Source organism: Ruminococcus flavefaciens 007c, from assembly GCF_000571935.1.
Lineage (GTDB): Bacteria > Bacillota > Clostridia > Oscillospirales > Ruminococcaceae > Ruminococcus > Ruminococcus flavefaciens_F.
In genome coordinates, this window is sequence record NZ_ATAX01000036.1 from 60158 (window position 1) to 80030 (window position 19873).

General features: G+C 43.7%; 19 protein-coding genes. 3 read left to right on the plus strand and 16 right to left on the minus strand.

From position 1 onward, the window contains the following. Nucleotides 1-90: 90 nt before the first annotated feature. From RF007C_RS14960 to RF007C_RS15015, 12 genes are all read right to left on the minus strand, one after another. Entirely contained in the window at nucleotides 91-1686 is a 1596-nt protein-coding gene (locus RF007C_RS14960) for a polysaccharide biosynthesis tyrosine autokinase (RefSeq protein ID WP_051456709.1), read from the minus strand. A gap of 46 nt (nucleotides 1687-1732) precedes the next feature. Then, nucleotides 1733-2854, minus strand: a complete 1122-nt coding sequence (locus RF007C_RS14965; protein WP_037301251.1) for a DegT/DnrJ/EryC1/StrS family aminotransferase — start codon at nucleotides 2852-2854, stop codon at nucleotides 1733-1735. Further along, nucleotides 2847-3374 (minus strand): GNAT family N-acetyltransferase, encoded by a 528-nt coding sequence (locus tag RF007C_RS14970; RefSeq protein ID WP_019680556.1) that lies wholly within the window; start codon nucleotides 3372-3374, stop codon nucleotides 2847-2849. Before RF007C_RS14970 ends, RF007C_RS14965 begins: the two co-directional genes overlap by 8 nt. Further along, the gene (locus tag RF007C_RS14975) at nucleotides 3353-4312 is read right to left on the minus strand and encodes a DegT/DnrJ/EryC1/StrS aminotransferase family protein (protein ID WP_037301254.1); all 960 of its coding nucleotides are present in this window, start codon (nucleotides 4310-4312) and stop codon (nucleotides 3353-3355) included. The genes RF007C_RS14970 and RF007C_RS14975 overlap by 22 nt, the downstream gene beginning before the upstream one ends. Before the next feature lie 13 nt (nucleotides 4313-4325). Next, a complete protein-coding gene (locus RF007C_RS14980) occupies nucleotides 4326-5543 on the minus strand; it encodes an ATP-grasp domain-containing protein (protein ID WP_037301256.1) in 1218 nt (405 codons plus the stop codon). Continuing rightward, nucleotides 5540-6991, minus strand: a complete 1452-nt coding sequence (locus RF007C_RS14985; protein ID WP_037301259.1) for a lipopolysaccharide biosynthesis protein — start codon at nucleotides 6989-6991, stop codon at nucleotides 5540-5542. The genes RF007C_RS14980 and RF007C_RS14985 overlap by 4 nt, the downstream gene beginning before the upstream one ends. Further along, nucleotides 6988-7926 (minus strand): glycosyltransferase, encoded by a 939-nt coding sequence (locus tag RF007C_RS14990; protein ID WP_161634899.1) that lies wholly within the window; start codon nucleotides 7924-7926, stop codon nucleotides 6988-6990. The genes RF007C_RS14985 and RF007C_RS14990 overlap by 4 nt, the downstream gene beginning before the upstream one ends. Then, nucleotides 7919-8764, minus strand: coding sequence for a hypothetical protein (locus tag RF007C_RS14995; RefSeq protein ID WP_141630230.1), 846 nt, complete (start codon nucleotides 8762-8764; stop codon nucleotides 7919-7921). The genes RF007C_RS14990 and RF007C_RS14995 overlap by 8 nt, the downstream gene beginning before the upstream one ends. A gap of 330 nt (nucleotides 8765-9094) precedes the next feature. Beyond that, a complete protein-coding gene (locus RF007C_RS15000) occupies nucleotides 9095-10222 on the minus strand; it encodes a glycosyltransferase family 4 protein (RefSeq protein WP_037301262.1) in 1128 nt (375 codons plus the stop codon). A gap of 1 nt (nucleotide 10223) precedes the next feature. Continuing rightward, nucleotides 10224-10829: a GNAT family N-acetyltransferase gene (locus RF007C_RS15005; protein WP_037301265.1), complete on the minus strand. Its 606-nt coding sequence runs from the start codon at nucleotides 10827-10829 to the stop codon at nucleotides 10224-10226. A gap of 12 nt (nucleotides 10830-10841) precedes the next feature. Then, on the minus strand, nucleotides 10842-11504 hold the full coding sequence (locus RF007C_RS15010) for a sugar transferase (RefSeq protein WP_173907636.1): 663 nt from the start codon (nucleotides 11502-11504) through the stop codon (nucleotides 10842-10844). A gap of 32 nt (nucleotides 11505-11536) precedes the next feature. Then, nucleotides 11537-12739: a DegT/DnrJ/EryC1/StrS family aminotransferase gene (locus tag RF007C_RS15015; RefSeq protein WP_037301268.1), complete on the minus strand. Its 1203-nt coding sequence runs from the start codon at nucleotides 12737-12739 to the stop codon at nucleotides 11537-11539. Between the two features lie 1078 nt (nucleotides 12740-13817). On the opposite strand from RF007C_RS15015, the gene RF007C_RS15020 reads away from it, so the two are divergent. Then, nucleotides 13818-14174 (plus strand): hypothetical protein, encoded by a 357-nt coding sequence (locus RF007C_RS15020; protein WP_019680546.1) that lies wholly within the window; start codon nucleotides 13818-13820, stop codon nucleotides 14172-14174. A gap of 67 nt (nucleotides 14175-14241) precedes the next feature. Here the strand turns inward: RF007C_RS15020 and RF007C_RS15025 are convergent, their stop codons facing one another. After that, the gene (locus RF007C_RS15025; RefSeq protein WP_051456711.1) at nucleotides 14242-14706 is read right to left on the minus strand and encodes a VanZ family protein; all 465 of its coding nucleotides are present in this window, start codon (nucleotides 14704-14706) and stop codon (nucleotides 14242-14244) included. A 209-nt stretch (nucleotides 14707-14915) separates the two neighbouring features. Here RF007C_RS15025 and RF007C_RS15030 point away from each other — a divergent pair, with 209 nt between their 5' ends. Then, on the plus strand, nucleotides 14916-15803 hold the full coding sequence (locus RF007C_RS15030) for a DUF4261 domain-containing protein (protein WP_037301271.1): 888 nt from the start codon (nucleotides 14916-14918) through the stop codon (nucleotides 15801-15803). 41 nt (nucleotides 15804-15844) lie between these two features. Beyond that, entirely contained in the window at nucleotides 15845-16378 is a 534-nt protein-coding gene (locus RF007C_RS15035) for a flavodoxin family protein (RefSeq protein WP_037301273.1), read from the plus strand. 128 nt (nucleotides 16379-16506) lie between these two features. Here the strand turns inward: RF007C_RS15035 and RF007C_RS15040 are convergent, their stop codons facing one another. The 3 genes from RF007C_RS15040 to RF007C_RS15050 form a co-directional block, all read right to left on the minus strand. Further along, on the minus strand, nucleotides 16507-17223 hold the full coding sequence (locus RF007C_RS15040) for a hypothetical protein (protein WP_037301276.1): 717 nt from the start codon (nucleotides 17221-17223) through the stop codon (nucleotides 16507-16509). Nucleotides 17224-17450: 227 nt separating this feature from the next. After that, nucleotides 17451-19181, minus strand: a complete 1731-nt coding sequence (locus tag RF007C_RS15045) for a hypothetical protein (RefSeq protein ID WP_037301279.1) — start codon at nucleotides 19179-19181, stop codon at nucleotides 17451-17453. Continuing rightward, nucleotides 19174-19728: an RNA polymerase sigma factor gene (locus RF007C_RS15050; RefSeq protein ID WP_019680540.1), complete on the minus strand. Its 555-nt coding sequence runs from the start codon at nucleotides 19726-19728 to the stop codon at nucleotides 19174-19176. The genes RF007C_RS15045 and RF007C_RS15050 overlap by 8 nt, the downstream gene beginning before the upstream one ends. Nucleotides 19729-19873 lie beyond the last annotated feature (145 nt).

Here is a 19873-nt window from a genome sequence, read left to right on the forward strand (position 1 = left end):
TTCAGGATGTTTTATCGGGATTAAATAAAAACAGCGGTGTACGCTTCTGATAAGCAGTACACCGCTGTTTTTATGTTATTAAGGTATAGGTTATTTTCTTGTTTTATTGTTGCCGGTGTTCCGGTTCCTGTTGCTGTTCTGTCTGCTGCTGTTATTGTTCCTGCTGTTGTTGTTTGCTCTGTATGATGAACTGTTCCTGTGCACCATCTGAGCGTCTGTGAGCCTGTGTGAGGGGGCTATGCTTCTTGCAGGTTCAATAAACTTGTTATACTTCTTTTTATTCTTTACGTCATTGAGAATGAATCCCAGCATATTTGCCTCAAAGAACTCGATCCTGCTTACTGCGGAGTCGATGTCGGCTGTTGATGTCTCGTTATATCTTACCACCATGATCATGCCTGAAACCTTCTTGGCTATCTCAACAGAGTCGGTGAAGAAGTTGACTGCGGGAGTATCAATGATTATATATGAATATCTCTCCTCCAGCTTTTCGATTATCCTGTCCATATTCTCAGATGCTACCAGTTCCGAAGGATTGGATACAGCCTCACCGGAGGTGATTATATCCAGCTTGTCCATGAATGTCTTCTTTATGTATCTGTCGATATCAGAGACATCGGTCAGAGCATTTGAAAGGCCTCTTTTTTCGCTGATACGGAATATTTCATGTTGAGCGGGATTTCTGAGATCAGCGTCGATAAGAAGGACCTTGTTTCCGCCCTGTGCGAGAGTTATTGCTATATTTGCAGCGGTAATGGATTTTCCTTCAAAGGGCTCTGCTGAGGAAATGGATATGACCTTCTTGTCATAGGAAGAAAGCCTGTATATTATACTTGTACGTATGGACTTGTAGTTTTCGATGACTGTAAACGGGACATATTTATCGAAAAGACTGACAAATTCGCTTTTTTTATCGTTGTTGAGAAGCTTGCTCCTGAAGTGTCCGACCTCGCCGATAACGGACTTGTCGTATCTGTTGCCGAGAGAAGATACATCTCTTACGGAATCGTCAAAGAAGTCCATCACGAATATGAGGAGCAGAGAGAAGAGTATTGCCGATATCACTCCGAGAGCTGTATTTTTGAGCATATTGGGTGATACGGGAACATCGTTGTATTTTGCCCATGTCATGTACTGAGCCTTGCATCCGCTGCCGATAGCCTTCTGGATGTATATATCGGAATATACGGCAAAATAATTGCATATCGCCACAGAAACTTCCGGGTCTTTGGTGATGACCTTCAGCTTCAGAACGAGAGTGTCCGGGACGCTTTCGATGAATATCGTGCTTCGGAGCTCATTTGCGGGGATATTGTTATCCTTGTCAACTGTAAAAACTTTGCTTATAATATCATATCCGAATCTTGTCATGAGTTCGCTTCCCATTTCCTGCATAACAAGATCGTCATTGAGAACTTCTATGTATGTATTGGTAAGCTGTTTCAGGTTATTTACATCGCCTCTGTTATCATTTGAGTTTGATGAGATACCGTTTGTAATAAGAGGTGAATCGCTCTGAACATATAGATTGACGTGGGCTTCATATTTTGGTGCGATAAGATACTTGGAAATACAGAAAGCAATTATTCCGCCGCATACGGCAAATAAGATTATTAACCATAATCTTCTGAAAATCAGAGAAAATATCTCTTTAAAATCAATTACGTTTCTTTCATCATTCTTCATGGTGACAGCCTTTCTAAATAATCATAGATTTGTCATTAAATGACATTCAATCAGCTTTTTTCAAGCCAAGAATCACATCGCATATCCTGTCAACGCTTTCTGTGCTGAGGTCAGCATAAAGCGGGAGAGTGAGCACACGCTTGCTTATGTGCAGCGCAACAGGCGTTTTGCCGGCATCATATTTACCCTTGAAGCAGTCAAAGGTATTTGTCAGAGGATAGAAGTACTTTCTTGCGTTTATGTTGTTATCCGCAAGAGCCTGGCATACTTCGTCTCTTGTTGCGCCGAAGAGCTTTTCATCAAATACCGCAGGGAAATAAGCGTAGTTCTGCTTGACGTCCGCCTGAGGTCTGCAGAGGGTGATACCGCTGACATTTTCAAGACGGCTCCTGTAATGCTCGGTCACTCTGCGCCTTTTTTCGATCTCATCGTCAAGATGTCTGAGATTGCAGATGCCCATAGCGGCCTGGAACTCATTCATTTTTGCGTTTCCTCCGGCATAGATTACCTCTTCTGGGCTGTGTATACCGAAATTCTTCATGTCATTCAGCTTCTGTACAAGGCTGTCATCACTGTAGCAGATAGCTCCGCCTTCGATAGTATTGAAAACCTTTGTGGCGTGGAAGCTGAACATGGAAGCATAGCCGAAGCAGGCAGCGTTTACGCCTTTGTATGTTACTCCGAAAGCATGGGCTGCGTCGTATATCACCTTCAGATCGTATTTATCGGCTATCTTCTGTATCTTTTCAACATCGCATAGATTTCCGTAAACATGAACAGGTACTATTGCGCAGGTCTTGTCAGTGATAAGGTTTTCAATAAGATCGGTGTCGATTGTATAGTCTGTGGCGTTTATATCGCAGAAAACGGGCTCAAGTCCGTTTCTTACGATGGAGTGGGTCGTTGAAGCAAATGTAAAGGGTGTGGTTATCACTTCGCCGTGCTCTGGCAGATCCATAGCAGCAATTATGTTTTCGAGGGCAAGATGACCGTTGGTATACAGAGTGACGTGAGAAACGCCGAGAGTATCCTCAAGAGCCTTCTGCAGCTGCATATGTTTTTCGCCCATATTTGTGAGCCAGTGACTTTCCCAGAGTCCTTTTATCTCGTTGCAGTATTCGTCAAAATCGGGCATGGAGGATCTGGTTACCAAAATCTTTTCATTCATTTTCTTTTAACTCCATATATTCTTCTTTAAGGATCGAATACAGATGCAGGTCAACATATTTCCCTGCTTTGAATACGGCCTTTCGTCTGACTCCTTCCTTCTGGAATCCACATTTTTTATAAAGTTTCGGTGAGATAGCGTTGGTTGCCAGGCAGGAAAGCTCGACTCTGTGGAGGTTCAGATTATAAAATGCGTGATAGAGCATTTCCTTGACCGCAAATGTACCGATACCTTTTCCTCGGTTTTTCTTGTTGCCGATCATCAGATGAAGCTCGGCAGACTGGTTGAACTGGTTTATGCCTGTAAGACTGATAAGTCCATATAATACGTCATTATCGTCAACGATGGAGCATCTTACAGTTGTTGAGCGTGATTTCATATAATACTCGAACCAGTCCTCGTCAACTTTCAGGTTTATATATCTGAACGGTGCGCCAAGCTGGCTTACCAGTTCGGGATCGTTTCTCCATGAGTTTATTTCAGCAAGATCTCTGCTTTCTAATTCGCGGAGTTTATACATTGTTTTATCGCCTCTATAACATTATTGATTTCGATATAGGAATATCTTTGGTCGCAGGGGAGCGGAATGATATTTTCCGACAGAGCATATTCGGCATCGTTTTCGGTGCAGCTGTCGAATACATTCGGCCATAATGTAGGGGTATAGATCTTCATATCCCTGAGCTTTGCCTTGATACTCATTCCGTTCTCGATATAAAGCGGGTACATGAATGCGCCTTTGGGAATACTCAGCTCCAGCGTATTGACAGATGCCAGCTCTTCGTGGTAATGCCTGAAGTTCTCGGTCCGTCTCTTTTCGATGAACTCATAATCGAGACCGTGGAGAATATTGTCCGTAAGTCTTGACATACCCTTCAGGGGCTCCTCGAAGAACATATCGTTATTCGCAGCATATTCGCTGTAGAATTCGGAAGCTGTCCTTTCGAATCTGCCTACAAGGAAATTGATCCTTTCAAAGGATTCGTCAACGGGAAGCTCCCTTTTGATTGCCGAATCGGTATACAATATCGCTCCGTCGGTGACGCCGAAGAATTTGCGGCAGGTATAGATCGTATCGATTCCCGCAACAGGCTTCTGGAAATATGCCTGTGCATTGTCCACGATTATCCTTTCGTATTTTTCCTTCAGTGAAAGGATGTACTTATCTGACAGCTGTCCGTAGTAGTTCACAACATACAGCCATTCATCGTCATCGAGAGTGATATTTTCCATTTTCAGGTCTTTTCCTATGGAATAATATCTTATTTCCACTTTATGCTTGCTGAGCACCTTATCGTTTGAATCGCACATCATCCTCGGAAAGCATATTTTTTTGATATTTCTGCTTTCTATGAGATATGCAAAAGCATTTCTTCCGCAGTTCAGCTTTATGCCGTCATCATACAGCATAGCTGAATGAAAAGTTTCAAATTCTATATATCCGCCTATTTCCTTCATTTTTATCCCTTACTTAATCTTCAAATTCGTATTTTATCCAGTCTTTATGGTGCGACATTACTTCATCAAGTTCTTCACGGCTGTCAAATCTCAGGAAGAGATCTCCCAGAGTCATGTTAGCTCCTGTAAAGGGCTTTACCACATCGCCGGGCTTTGCAGTTATCATAGTATATTTTACATTGTTTTTTTCTATCTCGGGATCAATAGTGATAGATTTCAGGACACGGTCGCGGTCGGTGTCTGAATGGAGGTCAAACTGAATCCAGTGACCGTCGCATTTTCCCTGCTCGATCTTTGTGAGGGGGAGTCCCACTGCTTTTCTTATCTCATTTTCGATAAGATCAGCGTATTCACCGTATGCCATATTCTGTATCTCTGCGATCCTGCATCCTCCGCCGCGGGGAGATACCTCCATGATATAAGGCTTGCCGTTTGCACCGATGCAGGCTTCGATATTGTATATACCTGTTTTCATATTCAGGGCATACATAAGTCTCTGGATATCATCATGCAGAGCCTTGTCATCGGCTTCGTCCATGGTTGCCGGCCATATGAGCATAGCGGGGGTGTAAGGGTTAACAGCGTCCTTGTCAAAGAGCTGATCTGCAAACGGTCCGAATACTATCTTTCCGTCCACGGTAAAAAAGTCGCCGTCTGCGTGGAAGCCCTTGAATGTGATGAAGTCCTCAATGATAAAATGTCCGTTATGTCCGGCTTCCAGAGCGATCTCGATGGCTTCGGGAAGCTTATTAGGATCATCTACTCTTGTAACGCCCTTGCTTCCCGCCGAATCGACGGGTTTAACAATAACGGGCCAGTCAAAGAAGTCAATATCATCGAGAGGAGCCTTTTTATCGTCATAGCTCTTTGAGTGGGGGCAGTTAAAACCGTTATCGGTAAGGAATTTACGGAAGAGTCCCTTATCCTGAAGTATCCTTACGGATTCATACGGTCCCTGGAAGGAAAGTCCCAGTTTCTCGGCTGCATAGGCTGCCGATGCAACGCCGGGATCGCAGGCAAATGAGATTATGCCGTCTATCTCATGCTTTTTAGCCGCTTCAAGAACAGCTTCCTTGTCGATAACGCTTACATTGCAGTATTCATCGGAATACTTATGAGCTGTATTATCAGGAAGATAATCACAGGTAATGACATAGCAGCCGAGCTCCTGTGCTTTTTTGATAACAGGGATTATGAAGGCAGATCCGCCAAGTATCATAAGTTTTTTCATATTTTCTTTTCCTTCCTTCGCTTTAGCAGACTTTTTATTACATCAAGCAGATACTCAAAGCTGTCAATGTGCATCAGTTTTGAACATATGATATATACCGCCACGCCTAACGGCACCTGGATGACCAGCATCAGTATGTAGTGAATGTTGATGAGGTTCACAAGGTATATAACAGCGCCCATGACAGTTGATGCGATTATCTGAGGTATCATATCCGCCACCTGCTCGGGATAGCTGTAGTTCAGCAGCTTCTTATTCGGCCATGCGTTGATGATCTGACTGATTATCGAGGCAGCCAGTACACCGTATACCATAGCTTTTACAGAGATGAACATTGTGGCAAGTATGGAAGCAAAGTCAACAAACTTCTTTATTACTTCGAGTTTGAGGTAGATATCGCTTCTTCCGATAGCCTTTATGGCGTTAAGATTTGCGGTATGTATCGGCATGAAAGCATAGGAGATGCACAGTATCCTGAGATAAGGGATGACCGGCAGCCAGTCCTTTGAAAGGATTATCCTTACAACAGGGCCTGCACATACCATGATGCCTACCATGAACGGCATCAGTATGTAAGTGCCTATCTTTATGGCACGCCTTGTCATGTTTTTAACATTTTCGCGCGAATCCTGAACGCTGGACATAGACGGCAGCAGTACGCTGTCTATGGACGAATTGAGTATGCTTGTTATGAATTGAGGGAAATACTCGCCGTAGGTATAAAAGGCAAGATCCTCCTTGGAGTATTTCTTTCCGATGATAAGACCTCTGAGTTTAAGGTATATGACCTCCATCAGAGATGAAGCAAAGAGTTTCCAGCCGAAGGAATAGAGCTCCTTCAGACGCTGGAAGGAAAAGCATTTTTTAGGACGCCATTTTACCGTGATCCAGAGAACGCAGGTGTCAATGGTGATGTTGATGAGGTTCTGAGCGATTATAGCCCATAATCCCATGCCAAGATATGCCATTGCTATTCCCACAACAGCGGCAGTGACAGTGCCGATAAGAGTTGCAAAGAAGAAGCGTTTGAACAGCATATTCCTGCTGACATAAGCCTGCTGGACATTCTTGATACCCGAAACTATCAGCACAAGACTCATTACTCTTATAGCGGCTGTAAGCTCGGGGGCGTCATAAAACCATGCGATCAGAGGAGCACTCAGGAACATCAGCAGATACGCCGTGCCGCATATCGCACAGTTGAAGTAGAAAACGGTTGAAAAATCAAGATCGTCCGCATCTTTTTTCTGTATGAGCGCATTTCCGAGTCCGCTTTCGATGAATACCTGCAATACCTCTATAAATATTAGGATAAGACCTATCGTTCCCCAGATCTCGGGAGCAAGCATCTTCGCAAGGATCATCTGTACAAGGAACTGCACCATCTTTGCTCCGAAGCGTTCTCCCAGTCTCCAGAAGAGATTTTTTACTACTGTATCTCTTTTCATCTGCCGCGCACCGCCTGAACTTTTTCGCTGACCTTTCTGACTGTCTTATGAGTCAGTGTCCTGAACAATGCAGCGGTACACCGCGGTGATCTGAGCAGGGAAGCATAGTCGTTCCCAAGTACCATTATCTTGGCTTTTTCACGGCTGACAGCCTTTCTGATAACAGGAGAATACCTGTGTTTTGTATACTCATCTATGGACTTCAAGCCCTTGATAATGTTTTTGTGCTGAATAACCTTTTTACTGTTGTCGGATTCCATTGCCGCGGACCACGAGCCGATGGAATTCAGCCTGTATCTCGACATGATCTTTGGTATATAATGGATATATCCTATGGAAGCCAGATACAATGCCATGGGATAATCACCGATGCCGTCCATGGCAAAGGCTTTGTTCTTATGCTTCAGTGTGTCATATCTCCACATGAATGAGCTGAAGTGGAAATATGCCGAAGGCTCGGAAAGAATAATATCTTCAAAAGAGTAGTCCCTTTCCCTGCGAGAGTTATTGAAGCTTTTTCCCGTTGATCTGCCGTCTTCGAACATTTTCTCCGTATTATGCACACAGAGAGTGCAGTCGGGGTGCTTTTCCATATAATCTACCTGGAGCTGAAGCTTATTGGGATCAGTCCAGTAATCATCCCCCTCGCATACGGCCACATACTTTCCGCCGAGCTTGGGGAAGATGTATTCATCCTCGATATCTATACCTTTCTGGTATTTGTTATCCTCCTGGAATATGGCTTCAAAAATATCGGGATATTTTTCCATATACTCCCTGATTATATTGGGAGTATCATCTGTTGAAGCGTCGTCGTGTACAATTACCTTGAAATCAAATGAAGTCTTTTGCTTGATAAAACCTTCGAAAGTTGCTCTGATATATTTTTCATGATTGTAGGCGAGGCAGAATACCGTCACTAAACAATTACGCACTTTTTCTCTCCTTATATTTAAATTCATCATAATATTCATGCTTTCCGTCATTTTGACAGCAGACATTTGCCAGCAGGATTATCATCCAGAAGGATGCCTGACGGTGATTGACGAGCGTGAAAGCCTCAAGGAATACCGCACAGTATACAGGTATCATATACAGCTTGATATTCCTTACATTGGTGTATATCCATGCAAGGAGTATACAGAACGGGAGGACTCCGTAGTAATAGCACAGAGAGATCCATGTTGAGTGCATTTCTTCGCTGTGTCCGTATCTGGGGAAGGAGAAGCCTTCACCGTATCCGAAAAGGAAGTATTCGGGATGTTCCTGGGCAACATTGAGTGCACGGTCATCAATAAAGCTCTGGAGCGCGGATTTATTGCCGCTGAGCTTGTCGGAGATACGGAAGTGATCCCAGTCAATATGGATTATGTCCAGCATGATAAGCAGGATAACAGCTCCCGTGCCAAGTATGGTAAGGAATATCAGGGTATAGGATATACCGCCGTTATCCATGGCTTTTTTCAGCATTATAAGACCGTCAAGGGATACCAGTATGCAAAGGGCTATGAGCATACCGCCCGAGGATGTCTGTACGATCAGTATGGCAGCCACCAGAACAAACAGGTACTTCCATTTGTCCCTGAGCAGGAAGAGTATAGACAGTGTGGAGATCACCGCAAATCCCAGCTGATTGGGATCGGTGTAGGTTCCCATATATCTGTATGTACCTTCCCAGTAGCTTCCCTTGTGAAGCAGGAATATCCCCAGCTGCACCAGAAGATTCATCTTGCATACTATACCCAGTGCGCCCAGCCATTTCTTGTTGTACATAAAATGCCTGAAGCATAGGATAACGATATAATTGAAAACGTAATAGAGACAGGATTTTATAAATTCAGAAGCATGATATATGTGAAAATAAATGAAGTTTATGATTATAATGCAGATCAGGAATACTCCGAATACGTAATCATCATTTTTAAGGCCGCTTTTTCTCTCATATACCAGTAAGGCAAAGGAAAGCAGCAGGAAGAAGTCTCCCGGCTGTAGAGTTCCGCTATTAAAGAGATAAAACGGCTTTAACAGAAAATATATCAGAAAGCAGATCGATGATATGCTAAATGATAATTTATTATCCGCTCTTGTCATAATAACAATTCCTTACAATAATACATCTTTATAGATCTTTTCCCATTCAGCCGTTACTATGCTGAGATCGTAGCTCTTGACAGCCTGCATATTGACTGCTCCCATGGCATTCCTGTCTGATATGAGACAGTCCTTTATGCCTTCGGCAAACTCATCTGATGAGTCAGGGGAGCAAAGATGGCCTCCGCCTTTTTTTACAAGGTCGGTGTTGCCTCTTATTTTGGAGACAACGCAGGGGAGACCGCAGGCCATAGCCTCCATGAGTGAACGGGACAGTCCTTCTCTGAAGGAAGGCATTACGAATATATCACAGGCTGACAGAAGCTCCTTGATGTCGTTTCTGTATCCGAGAAAGTGGATATTATCGGCGAGACCGTGGTCGGAAGCAAAGCTTTTCAAAGCTTCCTCCTCGGGGCCGACGCCGCAGAGATAATAATGCAGATGCTTGTTGTTTATCTTAGCCATAGCCTGAGCTATTACGATATTGTTTTTATTTCTGTTGAGTTCACCAACGGAAATAACAGCAATATCCTCATTGTCAAGACCGAGCTCTGCGCGTTTACTGTCTCTGTGTGCGGCAATGACGTCATATACCGAAAGGTCTATGCCTACTCCGTGAACATAGCGGAGCCTGCCGTTCTTTTTCAGCCTGAAGGCCTTTGCGGCTTCAAAGTCCTCGTGATTTATGGTAACAAGGACGTCGGTATATTTTGCAAAGTGCTTTTCTATAGGATAGAAAAGAGCTCGGTTTATAAAGGGGGCTCCACTATAAAAATGGAAGCCGTGAGCCTGGTAAATGACATTCCTGACACCGCATTTTTTTGCGGCTAATCTTCCGACTATGCCGCCAATAGGTGTATTACAGTGTATCAGGTCGAATTTTTCCCGCTCCGTTATGGCTTTGATCTGACGATAAGCCTTATAGTTCCGAGGATCATATGGAGCACGAATAAAATCGACCTGATAGATCTTTATACCGTATTTTTTTTCATCAGCTTTTCTTGCTGCATCATCGGGGTATCCCCAGTTTCCCGCGATGGAAAATTCGATACCGAGGTTCTGAGCAGCCACCATTGCGGAGTAGGAGAAATTATTCACTTTTTCCGCAATATTGAGAATATAGAGCATTTTCACTGACATATCATCCTCCGAATCTGTATTCGTTCATTTTTCTTCCCTCAGAGGAGAAATAACTTCTTGCCAGCTTAAAGCCGTTTTTTACATAAAATCTGTTTACATCATCATTATTGACTGCGTCTGTTTCAAGGTTGATATATGCGTACTTATCCAGATCTACCATGCCCTTGAGGTGGTCGATCAACTTTGAGCCTATGCCTTTTTTGCCCATTTTCGGCTCAACGCATATAGACGCCAGTTCAACATATTTCTCACTTTTTACTACCGAATCGCTTTTTTTGAAGGCACCCAGAAGCCTTTTGATGAAGGAAGGGTGTCTCAGAGCAGCTCCCACGGAGCAGAGCGCGAATCTCGGCAGATGATGCTTTATCAGTCCCTTGTAGAAATTCGGATAATCACAGGAATAAGCTATAAATCCCGCAAGCCTGCCGTTATCCTCGGCAACTATGATACCCGATCTTTCATCATCAAGGTAACCCTTATACAACGCATCAAGGAATCCCACACCAAGCTGTGTGAGGAAAAAATCAGGGAAAGCACGGGTATGAAGGCGGGACAGTTTCCGAATACTTTCCTTTTCCGATGCCGACATATTTCTGATGGTAATCATCCGACTAACCCCTTAATCATATTCTTTTCCAAGAACAGCCAGAACTGTTCTGATCATGGTCAGAAGCTCACGGAAGAACGAAAAACGTTCAATGGAATTGAGATTCCAAACCATCTTTCCGGGGAGCACCTGCTCGATATAGGTCTTATCAACGTCCTCAGAAGCGCTCAGAAGCTTGTATTCGTCCTTATATCTGATGGAAGCCTCGCTGGTTATACCCGCAGGCATAAGCAGTGTAGCGAAGAATTCGGGACGGTATTTTTTCACATACTTCGATGCTTCGGGACGTGTGCCGACGAAGCTCATAGTTCCCTGGAGCACATCTATCAGCTGAGGCAGTTCATCGAGCCTCAGTCCGCGCAGCAAAGAGCCGACGCGGGTGATCCTGTTGTCGTTGCTGACAGTAACAGCTGTTCCCACCCTATCGGCATTTTCCACCATGGTACGGAATTTGTGTATTTTGAAACGCTTACCGTAGGTAGTTATTCTTTCCTGACGATAAAGTACAGGTCCTTTTGAATCAAGCTTTATCATTACGGCAATTATCATCATCGGTACTGCGGCGAGCATAAGAAATGTCAGTGCGGTTGCAATGTCAAATGCTCTTTTTACAGCGAGATGTCTGCGCTTTTTCCATAATATCTCCCAATACGGTCTTACCTCATCCGTTCTCATGAAAGAGGGGAGATCTTCCCAGCGGCGCAGTATCAAAGGTAATCCTTTACTATATTGACATAATTGCTGATCACGTAATTCTCCATCTCACCGGTAAGACAAGTGTGAAGAGGGAGAGTGATCTCGTTAGCAAAATGAGCATATGCATTGGGGAAGTCAGCAATGTCAAATCCCATATTCTTATATGCTGTGTGCATGGGAAGGGGCTTATAGTGGACGTTTGTAGCTATGCCCTGTTCTGCCATGCGCTGGATTATCTCATTTCTTTCCTCGCAGGTTATATTCGGAACTCTTGTTATATAGAGATGTCCTGACGAGGTATACTCATTTGTATAATGCTGAAGAGTCTCCACACCTATAGCGTTGAGAGCTTCATCATAATACTTGATTATCTGACGCCTGTATTCAAGCATACGCGGGTATCTTTCCAGCTGCTTGAGACCGATGGCAGCAACAACATCGGTCATATTGCACTTATACCATGTACCGATAACGTCGTACTCCCATGAACCCAGCTGAGTCTTCTGGAAAGCGTCCTTGCTCTGGCCGTGAAGGCTGAAAAGCTGGAGCTGATGATATATCTCCTCATCGGTGATACCGTCGATAGGACGCCATGTCAGAGCTCCGCCCTCGGCAGTAGTGAGATTCTTTACCGCATGGAAGCTGAAGCTTGAAAAGTCGGCTATATTTCCGACATACATATTGCGCCACTTTGCACCGAAAGCGTGAGCCGTATCAGCACTGATGATAACTCGTCCGATAGCCTCCTGTATCTTGTTGGCAGGCCTGAATAACGACTTTTTGCTCTCAACGATCTGGAAGAGCCTTGCGTAGTTACAGGGTACGCCGCCAAGATCTACGGGTATTATCACCTTTGTTTTTTCGGTTATAGCCTTTTCGACTGCGTCATAATTGATCTCAAAGCTATTGGGCATCGTATCCACCAGTACGAGCTTAGCTCCCACGTGACACACGACAGCAGCAGTTGCTGTATATGTGTAAGCAGTAGTAATGACCTCGTCACCCTCGCCTACTCCCAGCAATCTGAGCGCCATCTCCGCACAGGCAGTCTGAGAGTTGAGACAGCAGGCTTTATTTACGCCGATCATTTCTGCGATATCCTTCTCAAAACGCTTGGTCATCGGTCCTGTTGTTATCCAGCCTGATTTTAAAGCCTCGCAAACTTCGTGTATCTCAAGGACCGAGATATCAGGCGGCGAAAATGAAATTTTCATAATATATTCCCTCCAAAAATATATGAAATTTCAGATACTTGTTAAAACTATATTCCAAAGCGCATTTTTATAACAATTAGTACAATATTAATAATAGGTTACGTTACGTAATTTTTCGTGTTATTATATCATATTTATATGCCTATGTCAATAGGGAAAACCACTATTTGTAATAATCTCCAATTTATACACAACATGTAAAGTTTACGGTATTCAAAATGTTGAAAAGAATCAAGACTATTTAACCGAATATTGTTTTTTTATGTGCTTGTGAACCTGTAATTACAGGTTTATGTTTTTAGCAAAGAATTTATAATTATCCTGGGTGTATTTTTTTAATATTTTAGCGGGCGGATATTAATAATTTAGCGGAGTGGTATATAAATTTTATATGTGAGGATGGAGCTATGGGAAAAACTTTAATTTAATACCGCATTAAGCCCGTAAAGCTAATGCTGTGATTAAAATTTAAAGTTTTAATGTATTTAATTTAGTTAAACGTGTTATTGCGAAAATGAGCAGCTGAATATTTAAGAATGAAGGGAAATTAAATAATACAAAAGATTATGTCTCAATCTATTTGTACGCATAGTATTATTTAAGCTTCGCCTGATTATTCATTTTTCATAAACGTAGCGTATAATTCTTGGAGAAAAAGCTGTTTTTTATTCAAAAGCGATAGTTTTTGTTGATTTCTCAGTGAGTGAGTGGTATAATATCAATATAAAGTTCGGACAACCGTTAAACTGTTGAATAATCCTGATTGTATTTTTTGTACTTTAATGCAGCCGGGAATATATTAAACGGAACACATCGGTATAATGATGTCAGGTATGGTATCCGGACAATATATAGGTTTTATACTCCGAATATTCAATATTGAAAAAAATGCCCCATTTTTCTGTATAATCGTTAAGCTTAGGATGATCGGAGTAATTTCCTGAAAATTACCTGTTTTATACCTATGCAGCGCAATGTGTGGTGTATATGAAAGCTTTCGTTGCTTTTTGTGAGAACGTCTTTTACACCGTTTTTTTGCGATTTTGCTTCGAATACTACGTATAAGGGGGCATTTCTTATGTTTAACACCAATGTTATTTCCCAAGTATTACCCGCAGAGTTGATCCGTATGAATGAAAACAGCGAAATTAAAACCTTTCTGTCTCAGTTGCGCAAATTCCTTCCTGAGAGAGTTATATATGAAGCATTTTCTGCTCTCCCCGAGGATATTTTTGACGTCGAAGACTACATCAGTGTTCCTTATCTGAAAAGTGATGAGGAAATTCAGGAGTTTATAAGTGAAAACGGATTTGAAGATCCGCAGAATATAATCAGCTTCTTTATGGAGCAGTACATGAATAATCTCTTTGATATCATCAGCGATGTTTTTGATGATATGGAGGAAAGGGATGAAAGCGGTTCCTTTATGATGTGAGTGTAATCAGCTTATGCTGAATAAAAAACAGCTTCCTGTTGCTGCGAACCGGCAAAGGAAGCTGTTTTTATTTTTTTCGTTGGCTGCTGTCTTCCGTAAATATCCGTTTCGCAAGGGGACAGCCGATATATGCACCTAAAAATGCACCAAGGGTATTATGGAATATATCGTCAATTTCAAACAAGCCCCGCGTGGTGACAAGCTGTGCGATCTCGATGGATACGGAGACAATAAGGCCTATCAGAGCGATCTTTTTCGGCTTATCAGACTTTCTGAAGCAGAGCGGTGCAAAGATGCCGAGAGGAAAGAGCATGATGGTATTTGCTATGATGTCAAAAAGCAGAGACTCATTTCCCTTTATAAGCTCCGTAATCTCCCAGAAAGGCGGTTTTATTTTGTGAGTGTTAGTGGGCTTCCTGTACAGCAATGTTATGGCAAGTACAGCATAGCTATACGGTATCGTCAGAAGCCGCAGTAAGATCAGCAGTATTTTTTTTATTATATTGATTCCTCCCGAATTATTAAAAGGCATTTTCCATGCTGAATGGTCATTTTTAAAGTTATTATACACTGTATCGCGGATATTGTCAAGTTAGTAACGCAGTCTGCGGAGCTTTGTTATAGTTGACACAAAAAAGGCGGTATGGTATAATGATTTTATAAAATACATCCGATTTATACATTATAAATGTATAAAGGACAAGGCCGAAAAACTTATGTATTAAAAAGAGGTGAACAGCTATGGAAGAAATAAACGAAGCTTTTAAGCAGGATCTGAGCGGCGAGCCCGAAAAAGGACTTGTATTCGTTATGCAGCTGCTTATGAAGGAAAAATGTCCGACACCGGGAAAAGATGAAATGACAGCGGTCATGCAGAAGCATCTGGGAAAAGTTGATAATTTCAGTTACAGCCCCGAATGTGTGGGCTTTGCAGCTGAAAAGTATACAGCTGTTTTTCAGGACAAGGAAGTCCATCCGCTGCTGATGGTGACAGAATGTATTGAAAGCAAGCCTGAGAATATTGACGCATTTACGCGCAGTCAGATGTGGGATTGTCCCGAGCGCGAGCAGATACTTGCGGAGTGCGGATATCAGGTAGTTGCCACCGATATGCTCGGAGGAGCTCTTGCTGCTGCCGATCGTTCGGAGCTGCTTATGGACTATCTGGAAGCACTGCTGGAGCTCTATCCCTCATGTGAAGCTGTGTATTTTCAGAATTCGGGAAAGATGTTCACTGCGGAAAGAATACGCAGTCAGAATATCCCCCGTGAGAGCAGATTTATTTATTTTGCGGTCAATGTCAGGTTCTTTAATATTGAGGGGACTGATGATATGATAGTAGACACTCTCGGAATGAGTGTGCTGGCTCTGCCCGACCTTCAGTATCATTTCCACGGATTTGATCCGAATCATGTGGTGAATCACGCATATAATATGCTCTCATACATTTATGAGAATGATTGCCCCATCAAAAACGGTGATACCATTGACGGTATCGAAAATGGCCGTATGAGCATGAATGTGCAGTGGAAGTGCCATTTTGAGGAATCGCTGATACAGCCACCGAGAGACGTTATTGATATTTATATGAATGAGCATTCGTCCGGGGGACGTGATTATCAGAACTGACCGCCGTATCTTATAACAGCTATTAAAGGAGGATTACCAGTATGAAGGTCTTGATCATAACAGGAAGTTCACACAAGAACGGCACCACAGCTTATCTTGCAGAGCAGTTTATAAAGGGCGCTGAAGAAGCAGGACATGAGATATTCCGCTTTGACTCGGCAGATAAGGAGGTACATCCGTGTATCGCCTGTGAAAAATGTCACGGAGACACACCTGAATGTGTATTCAAGGACGATATGCAGGAGCTCAATCCTCATCTGATAGAAGCAGATGCGGTCGTTCTGGTATCGCCCATATACTATTACGGCATGAGTGCGCAGATAAAAGCAGTCATCGACCGTTTCTATGCCAATGATGCTTTCCTGCACGGCGGCAAGAAGGCAGTGCTTATGGTCACCATGGCAGATACAAGTACAGAAACGGCAAACGGCGCTGCGGCTTCATTCAGGGGCATGACGAAATACCTTGAATGGGAGATAGCAGGCACTGTTATTGCTGTGAACTGCATGACTCAGGATATGATAAGGAACACAGTATACCCGAAACAGGCCTACGAGCTGGGCAGATCGCTGTAAAATAAAGTATTGGTGAATGTGCTGCGTTGGCAGTACAATAACTGATGTATAACAAAGAAGCCCCGGTGGATTACTCCTCCGGGGCTTGATCTGTATATGAGAATTGAACGGTAACTGTTCCGTGCGTGTTATCTTACGTTTTCTGCACCGCCGTCAACGCTGAATGAGCTTGCCTTCCACTTGCCGTCTTCCTTTACTGCCTTTACAGCCAGATCGGAAGAACCGCCGAAATTATCGAAGGGAACGGTTGCTGTGAATGAATCGTCTGTAACATCTGTGATAACGGGTTCACCTGTATAAGAGAATCCGCTGCCTCTCTGAGCGCTCATGAAGTAGAGTGCGCCGTCGAACTCCTTGAAGTAAGCATCATCGCCCTCATAAAGGAACTTGTATCTGTCGAGGAGAGTGCCGCAAATAGCGTCGTTAACATACTTCTTTACATCATCTACTGTTGTAAAGCGGCTGTCTGTAACCTTTGCATAGGTATCAGAGCCTTCCTGCTTGGTATCGGCTGTGTCTGTCTCAACGCCTGCGCCGCCGCCTATTCCGTCAATATTATTTATATTGTTGAGTACTGCAGCTGCATCTGCAAGATGATCCTCAGCAGCTCCGTTGTTGTTTGCAGCTGTTGCAGTTGTCTCTGCTGCCTCTGTGGACTCAGCTGTGGTAGTTCCGGCTTCTGTAGCCTTTTCTGTTGTTGTTGTTGTTTCAGCTTCAGCAGCGGTCATGGTTGTTGTTGCTTCTGCAGCAGACTTGCTGCCTGAACCGCTTTCCTTGCCGCATGAAGCGATGCTTCCGCATACCATTACTGATATGAGCATACATATAATTATTCTTTTTTTCATAAAGCTCCTTCTTTCTGTTTGTAAAAAGTGTTTAATTGATTACAGAATATATGATACACTGTTTTATGAGAATATTCAAGTTCAATTATTGACAAACTTTATTGAACAGACGGGAGTTTTTAGTATAATTATGTTATAAGTGAGCATTGAAAAAGGCTGTTTTCAGAAGAAGGAGCTTCTGCTGCATAGAAATAAAAAGCCCCTTCATCAGAAGAGGCTTTTCTGTATTATACAGGTATGAATACAAGCTGTCCGTTTTCAAAGCCGAGTCTGCCTTTTTCGCCGTGTTTTGACAGGATCGACCATGCACTGTTTTTCCATTCCTTGTTGACAAAGAGTTCTCCGTTTTCCTCATACAGGATGTAGTTGTCTTCTTCTCCGCCTGACAGGGTGTAGGCCAGTTCGTTATGAATATCCCAGACCCTGACCTCGATGAATATATCGCGGTTCAGTCCCAGATCGTAGGTCGTGCAGAGCTCAGGGTATCCGTCGCCGTTTATATCTGCAAAGTATGCGTTGAACTGCACGGGAATTGTGGCGAATTTTCTGCCTGCACTGTTGTAGGCTTCTATGTAGTATTCCTTTCCGTTCCACATGAATACGAAGTCGGGGAACTGCGACAGTCTGATGCTCTCGGAAATATCTCTTATACTGCCGATATTATCTTCAAAGGAATGCCAGCACCATACGCCGCTGATGTCTATGGGCCCGGAGGGCTGATGCTCTTTTATAATGCCAACGCATCTTTCTGTCAGTGCCGTGAGCTTTTCCGCCGAAACGCTGTATGCCGTACCGTCTGCAAGAAAATACGGGTACTGAGTGCCCAGCTCATGGACCATGCCGTTATTATCGGTGACAGTAATACGGAGCATATTGGTTGAAAGGCTCTGCCATTTACTGCCCTCGTTCTTTGTGAAGGTAAGCTCCTGTATCATTCGGAGTATCTCTTCCAGCTCGGGATAGCTGAGCTTTGCGGGATAGGTATACCAGGGATATGAGAGCTCGATGCTTCTGATAAAGGCGGGGTGACATTCCTTCAGAGTGCCCAGCACGGTAGACAGAGCGATCTCGGGATGCATGAAGTTATATACATCACCGGTGCGAAGGTCTACGCGATCCTGCGACGAAGAGCCTGTATATGCGCCGCGCACAAGGGTTATCTTTGGCTTTTTCTCGGGAACACCGCTGACTATGAGAGTGAAGTCATAATCATTGCCGCTCTTGCTGTCCTTGTATACAAGTATCTTCCATACGTCCTGTCCCGAGCCGATGTCTGTGTGCTCATATGGCTCAAAGTCCTTCCATGTGAGCGCGTCGCCGTTCTGGGCCAGCTGTAAAACGATGTCTTCTGTCATTCTTCCGTTTACAGGCGGCTTGACAACAGATCCCGTGGTTTTGGGAGCCGTGGTGGTAGTACGTGCGGTAGTGACAGCCGAGCCGCGTTTTGCGGTAGTACCGCCGGAAGCTGTTCTGCGTTCAGCGGCGGCCGAAGTACCCGTATACTTTGTTTTATCGCCATTCTTGGCAGTAACTGAGGTTACCGCAGACTGTCCGGCAGTATTATCTGCGGCAGCTGTTGTGACTGTCGTTTTTTGTCCCTTTCCCGTTGTGACTGTGCTGCCTTTTGCGTTTTCGGTGGAGGTATTGTCACTGTTTTCGGCAGTTGTGGCAACGGTTACGGGATCGTTGTTATTATGGTCGGGATTTGCGCTTTTGCGGTTCATCAGGCGATATCCGCCAAATGCCGACAGACCGATGATGAGAAGCACCGACGAAGCGACAGCTGCAAATCTCAGCCAGCCCGAACGGCGGTATATCTCAACACCCGATGCGCTCAGCTCTGCCCTGACATTAACGCTGCTCTCTGTTTCCGAAAGGGTATCGGAAGTTATTTCGGCTTCCTTTATAAGATCATCGTCGATCTTGCCCATTACTTCGAGAAATTTCAATTCATTCATAATCGTACCCTTCTTTCTGTAAAAAGGCCTTAAGTTTTTTTCTTGTCCGGAAAAGATATGTAGCTACTGTCTTTTCTTTCATATCATAATACCCTGCTATCTTTGAGAGCGGATCACCGTACCAGTATCGGCGCACAAACACCTTGCGGTGCTTTTCGTCCTGCGTCCTCAGAAATCTGCTGATTGCATCGGCAAGGATGTCATCGGATAATGACTGACCTTTATCCGAGGGGATACATTCAGCGATCTCGTCTATGGGGACGGTGAATTTCGGGTTCCTTTTCGCAGCAGAGTTGTACTGGAGCCGTTTTATTGCAATATTCCGTACGATACGGCACAGGTAAGTTCTGAGATCATTGGGACTTTCGGGAGGTATATTGTTCCAGATCTCATAGTAGGCAGTATTTATACATTCTTCTATGTCTTCGCGCTGCGATAGAATGTTTCCCGCCACATAAAGACAGAGTTTGTCGTATTTCTGTTTTATTTCAGCGATCGCTTTTTCATCTCTTTCACGGAAAAGCTCAATAATTGACAGATCATCCATTGTACAAGCCTCCTTCCATGAGCCATAGAGGTCCTCTTACCTATATAGTCCGATTCAAGCCTGCAAATATTTCACTTTGAAGAAAAAATATGTGAAAAACGTATTTTATGTCCCGGTTGCTGAAAGTATACCACAAACCGCAGGG

Coding starts and splice junctions, on each gene's coding strand:
- RF007C_RS14975 (WP_037301254.1), bottom strand. CDS start 4,312: ATGAAGGAAATAGGCGGATATATAGAATTTGAAACTTTTCATTCAGCT.
- RF007C_RS14980 (WP_037301256.1), bottom strand. CDS start 5,543: ATGAAAAAACTTATGATACTTGGCGGATCTGCCTTCATAATCCCTGTT.
- RF007C_RS14960 (WP_051456709.1), bottom strand. CDS start 1,686: ATGAAGAATGATGAAAGAAACGTAATTGATTTTAAAGAGATATTTTCT.
- RF007C_RS14970 (WP_019680556.1), bottom strand. CDS start 3,374: ATGTATAAACTCCGCGAATTAGAAAGCAGAGATCTTGCTGAAATAAAC.
- RF007C_RS15030 (WP_037301271.1), top strand. CDS start 14,916: ATGGAAGAAATAAACGAAGCTTTTAAGCAGGATCTGAGCGGCGAGCCC.
- RF007C_RS15040 (WP_037301276.1), bottom strand. CDS start 17,223: ATGAAAAAAAGAATAATTATATGTATGCTCATATCAGTAATGGTATGC.
- RF007C_RS15020 (WP_019680546.1), top strand. CDS start 13,818: ATGTTTAACACCAATGTTATTTCCCAAGTATTACCCGCAGAGTTGATC.
- RF007C_RS15035 (WP_037301273.1), top strand. CDS start 15,845: ATGAAGGTCTTGATCATAACAGGAAGTTCACACAAGAACGGCACCACA.
- RF007C_RS15025 (WP_051456711.1), bottom strand. CDS start 14,706: ATGCCTTTTAATAATTCGGGAGGAATCAATATAATAAAAAAAATACTG.
- RF007C_RS15015 (WP_037301268.1), bottom strand. CDS start 12,739: ATGAAAATTTCATTTTCGCCGCCTGATATCTCGGTCCTTGAGATACAC.
- RF007C_RS15010 (WP_173907636.1), bottom strand. CDS start 11,504: ATGAGAACGGATGAGGTAAGACCGTATTGGGAGATATTATGGAAAAAG.
- RF007C_RS15045 (WP_037301279.1), bottom strand. CDS start 19,181: ATGAATGAATTGAAATTTCTCGAAGTAATGGGCAAGATCGACGATGAT.
- RF007C_RS14985 (WP_037301259.1), bottom strand. CDS start 6,991: ATGAAAAGAGATACAGTAGTAAAAAATCTCTTCTGGAGACTGGGAGAA.
- RF007C_RS15050 (WP_019680540.1), bottom strand. CDS start 19,728: ATGGATGATCTGTCAATTATTGAGCTTTTCCGTGAAAGAGATGAAAAA.
- RF007C_RS14995 (WP_141630230.1), bottom strand. CDS start 8,764: ATGTACAACAAGAAATGGCTGGGCGCACTGGGTATAGTATGCAAGATG.
- RF007C_RS15005 (WP_037301265.1), bottom strand. CDS start 10,829: ATGATTACCATCAGAAATATGTCGGCATCGGAAAAGGAAAGTATTCGG.
- RF007C_RS15000 (WP_037301262.1), bottom strand. CDS start 10,222: ATGTCAGTGAAAATGCTCTATATTCTCAATATTGCGGAAAAAGTGAAT.
- RF007C_RS14965 (WP_037301251.1), bottom strand. CDS start 2,854: ATGAATGAAAAGATTTTGGTAACCAGATCCTCCATGCCCGATTTTGAC.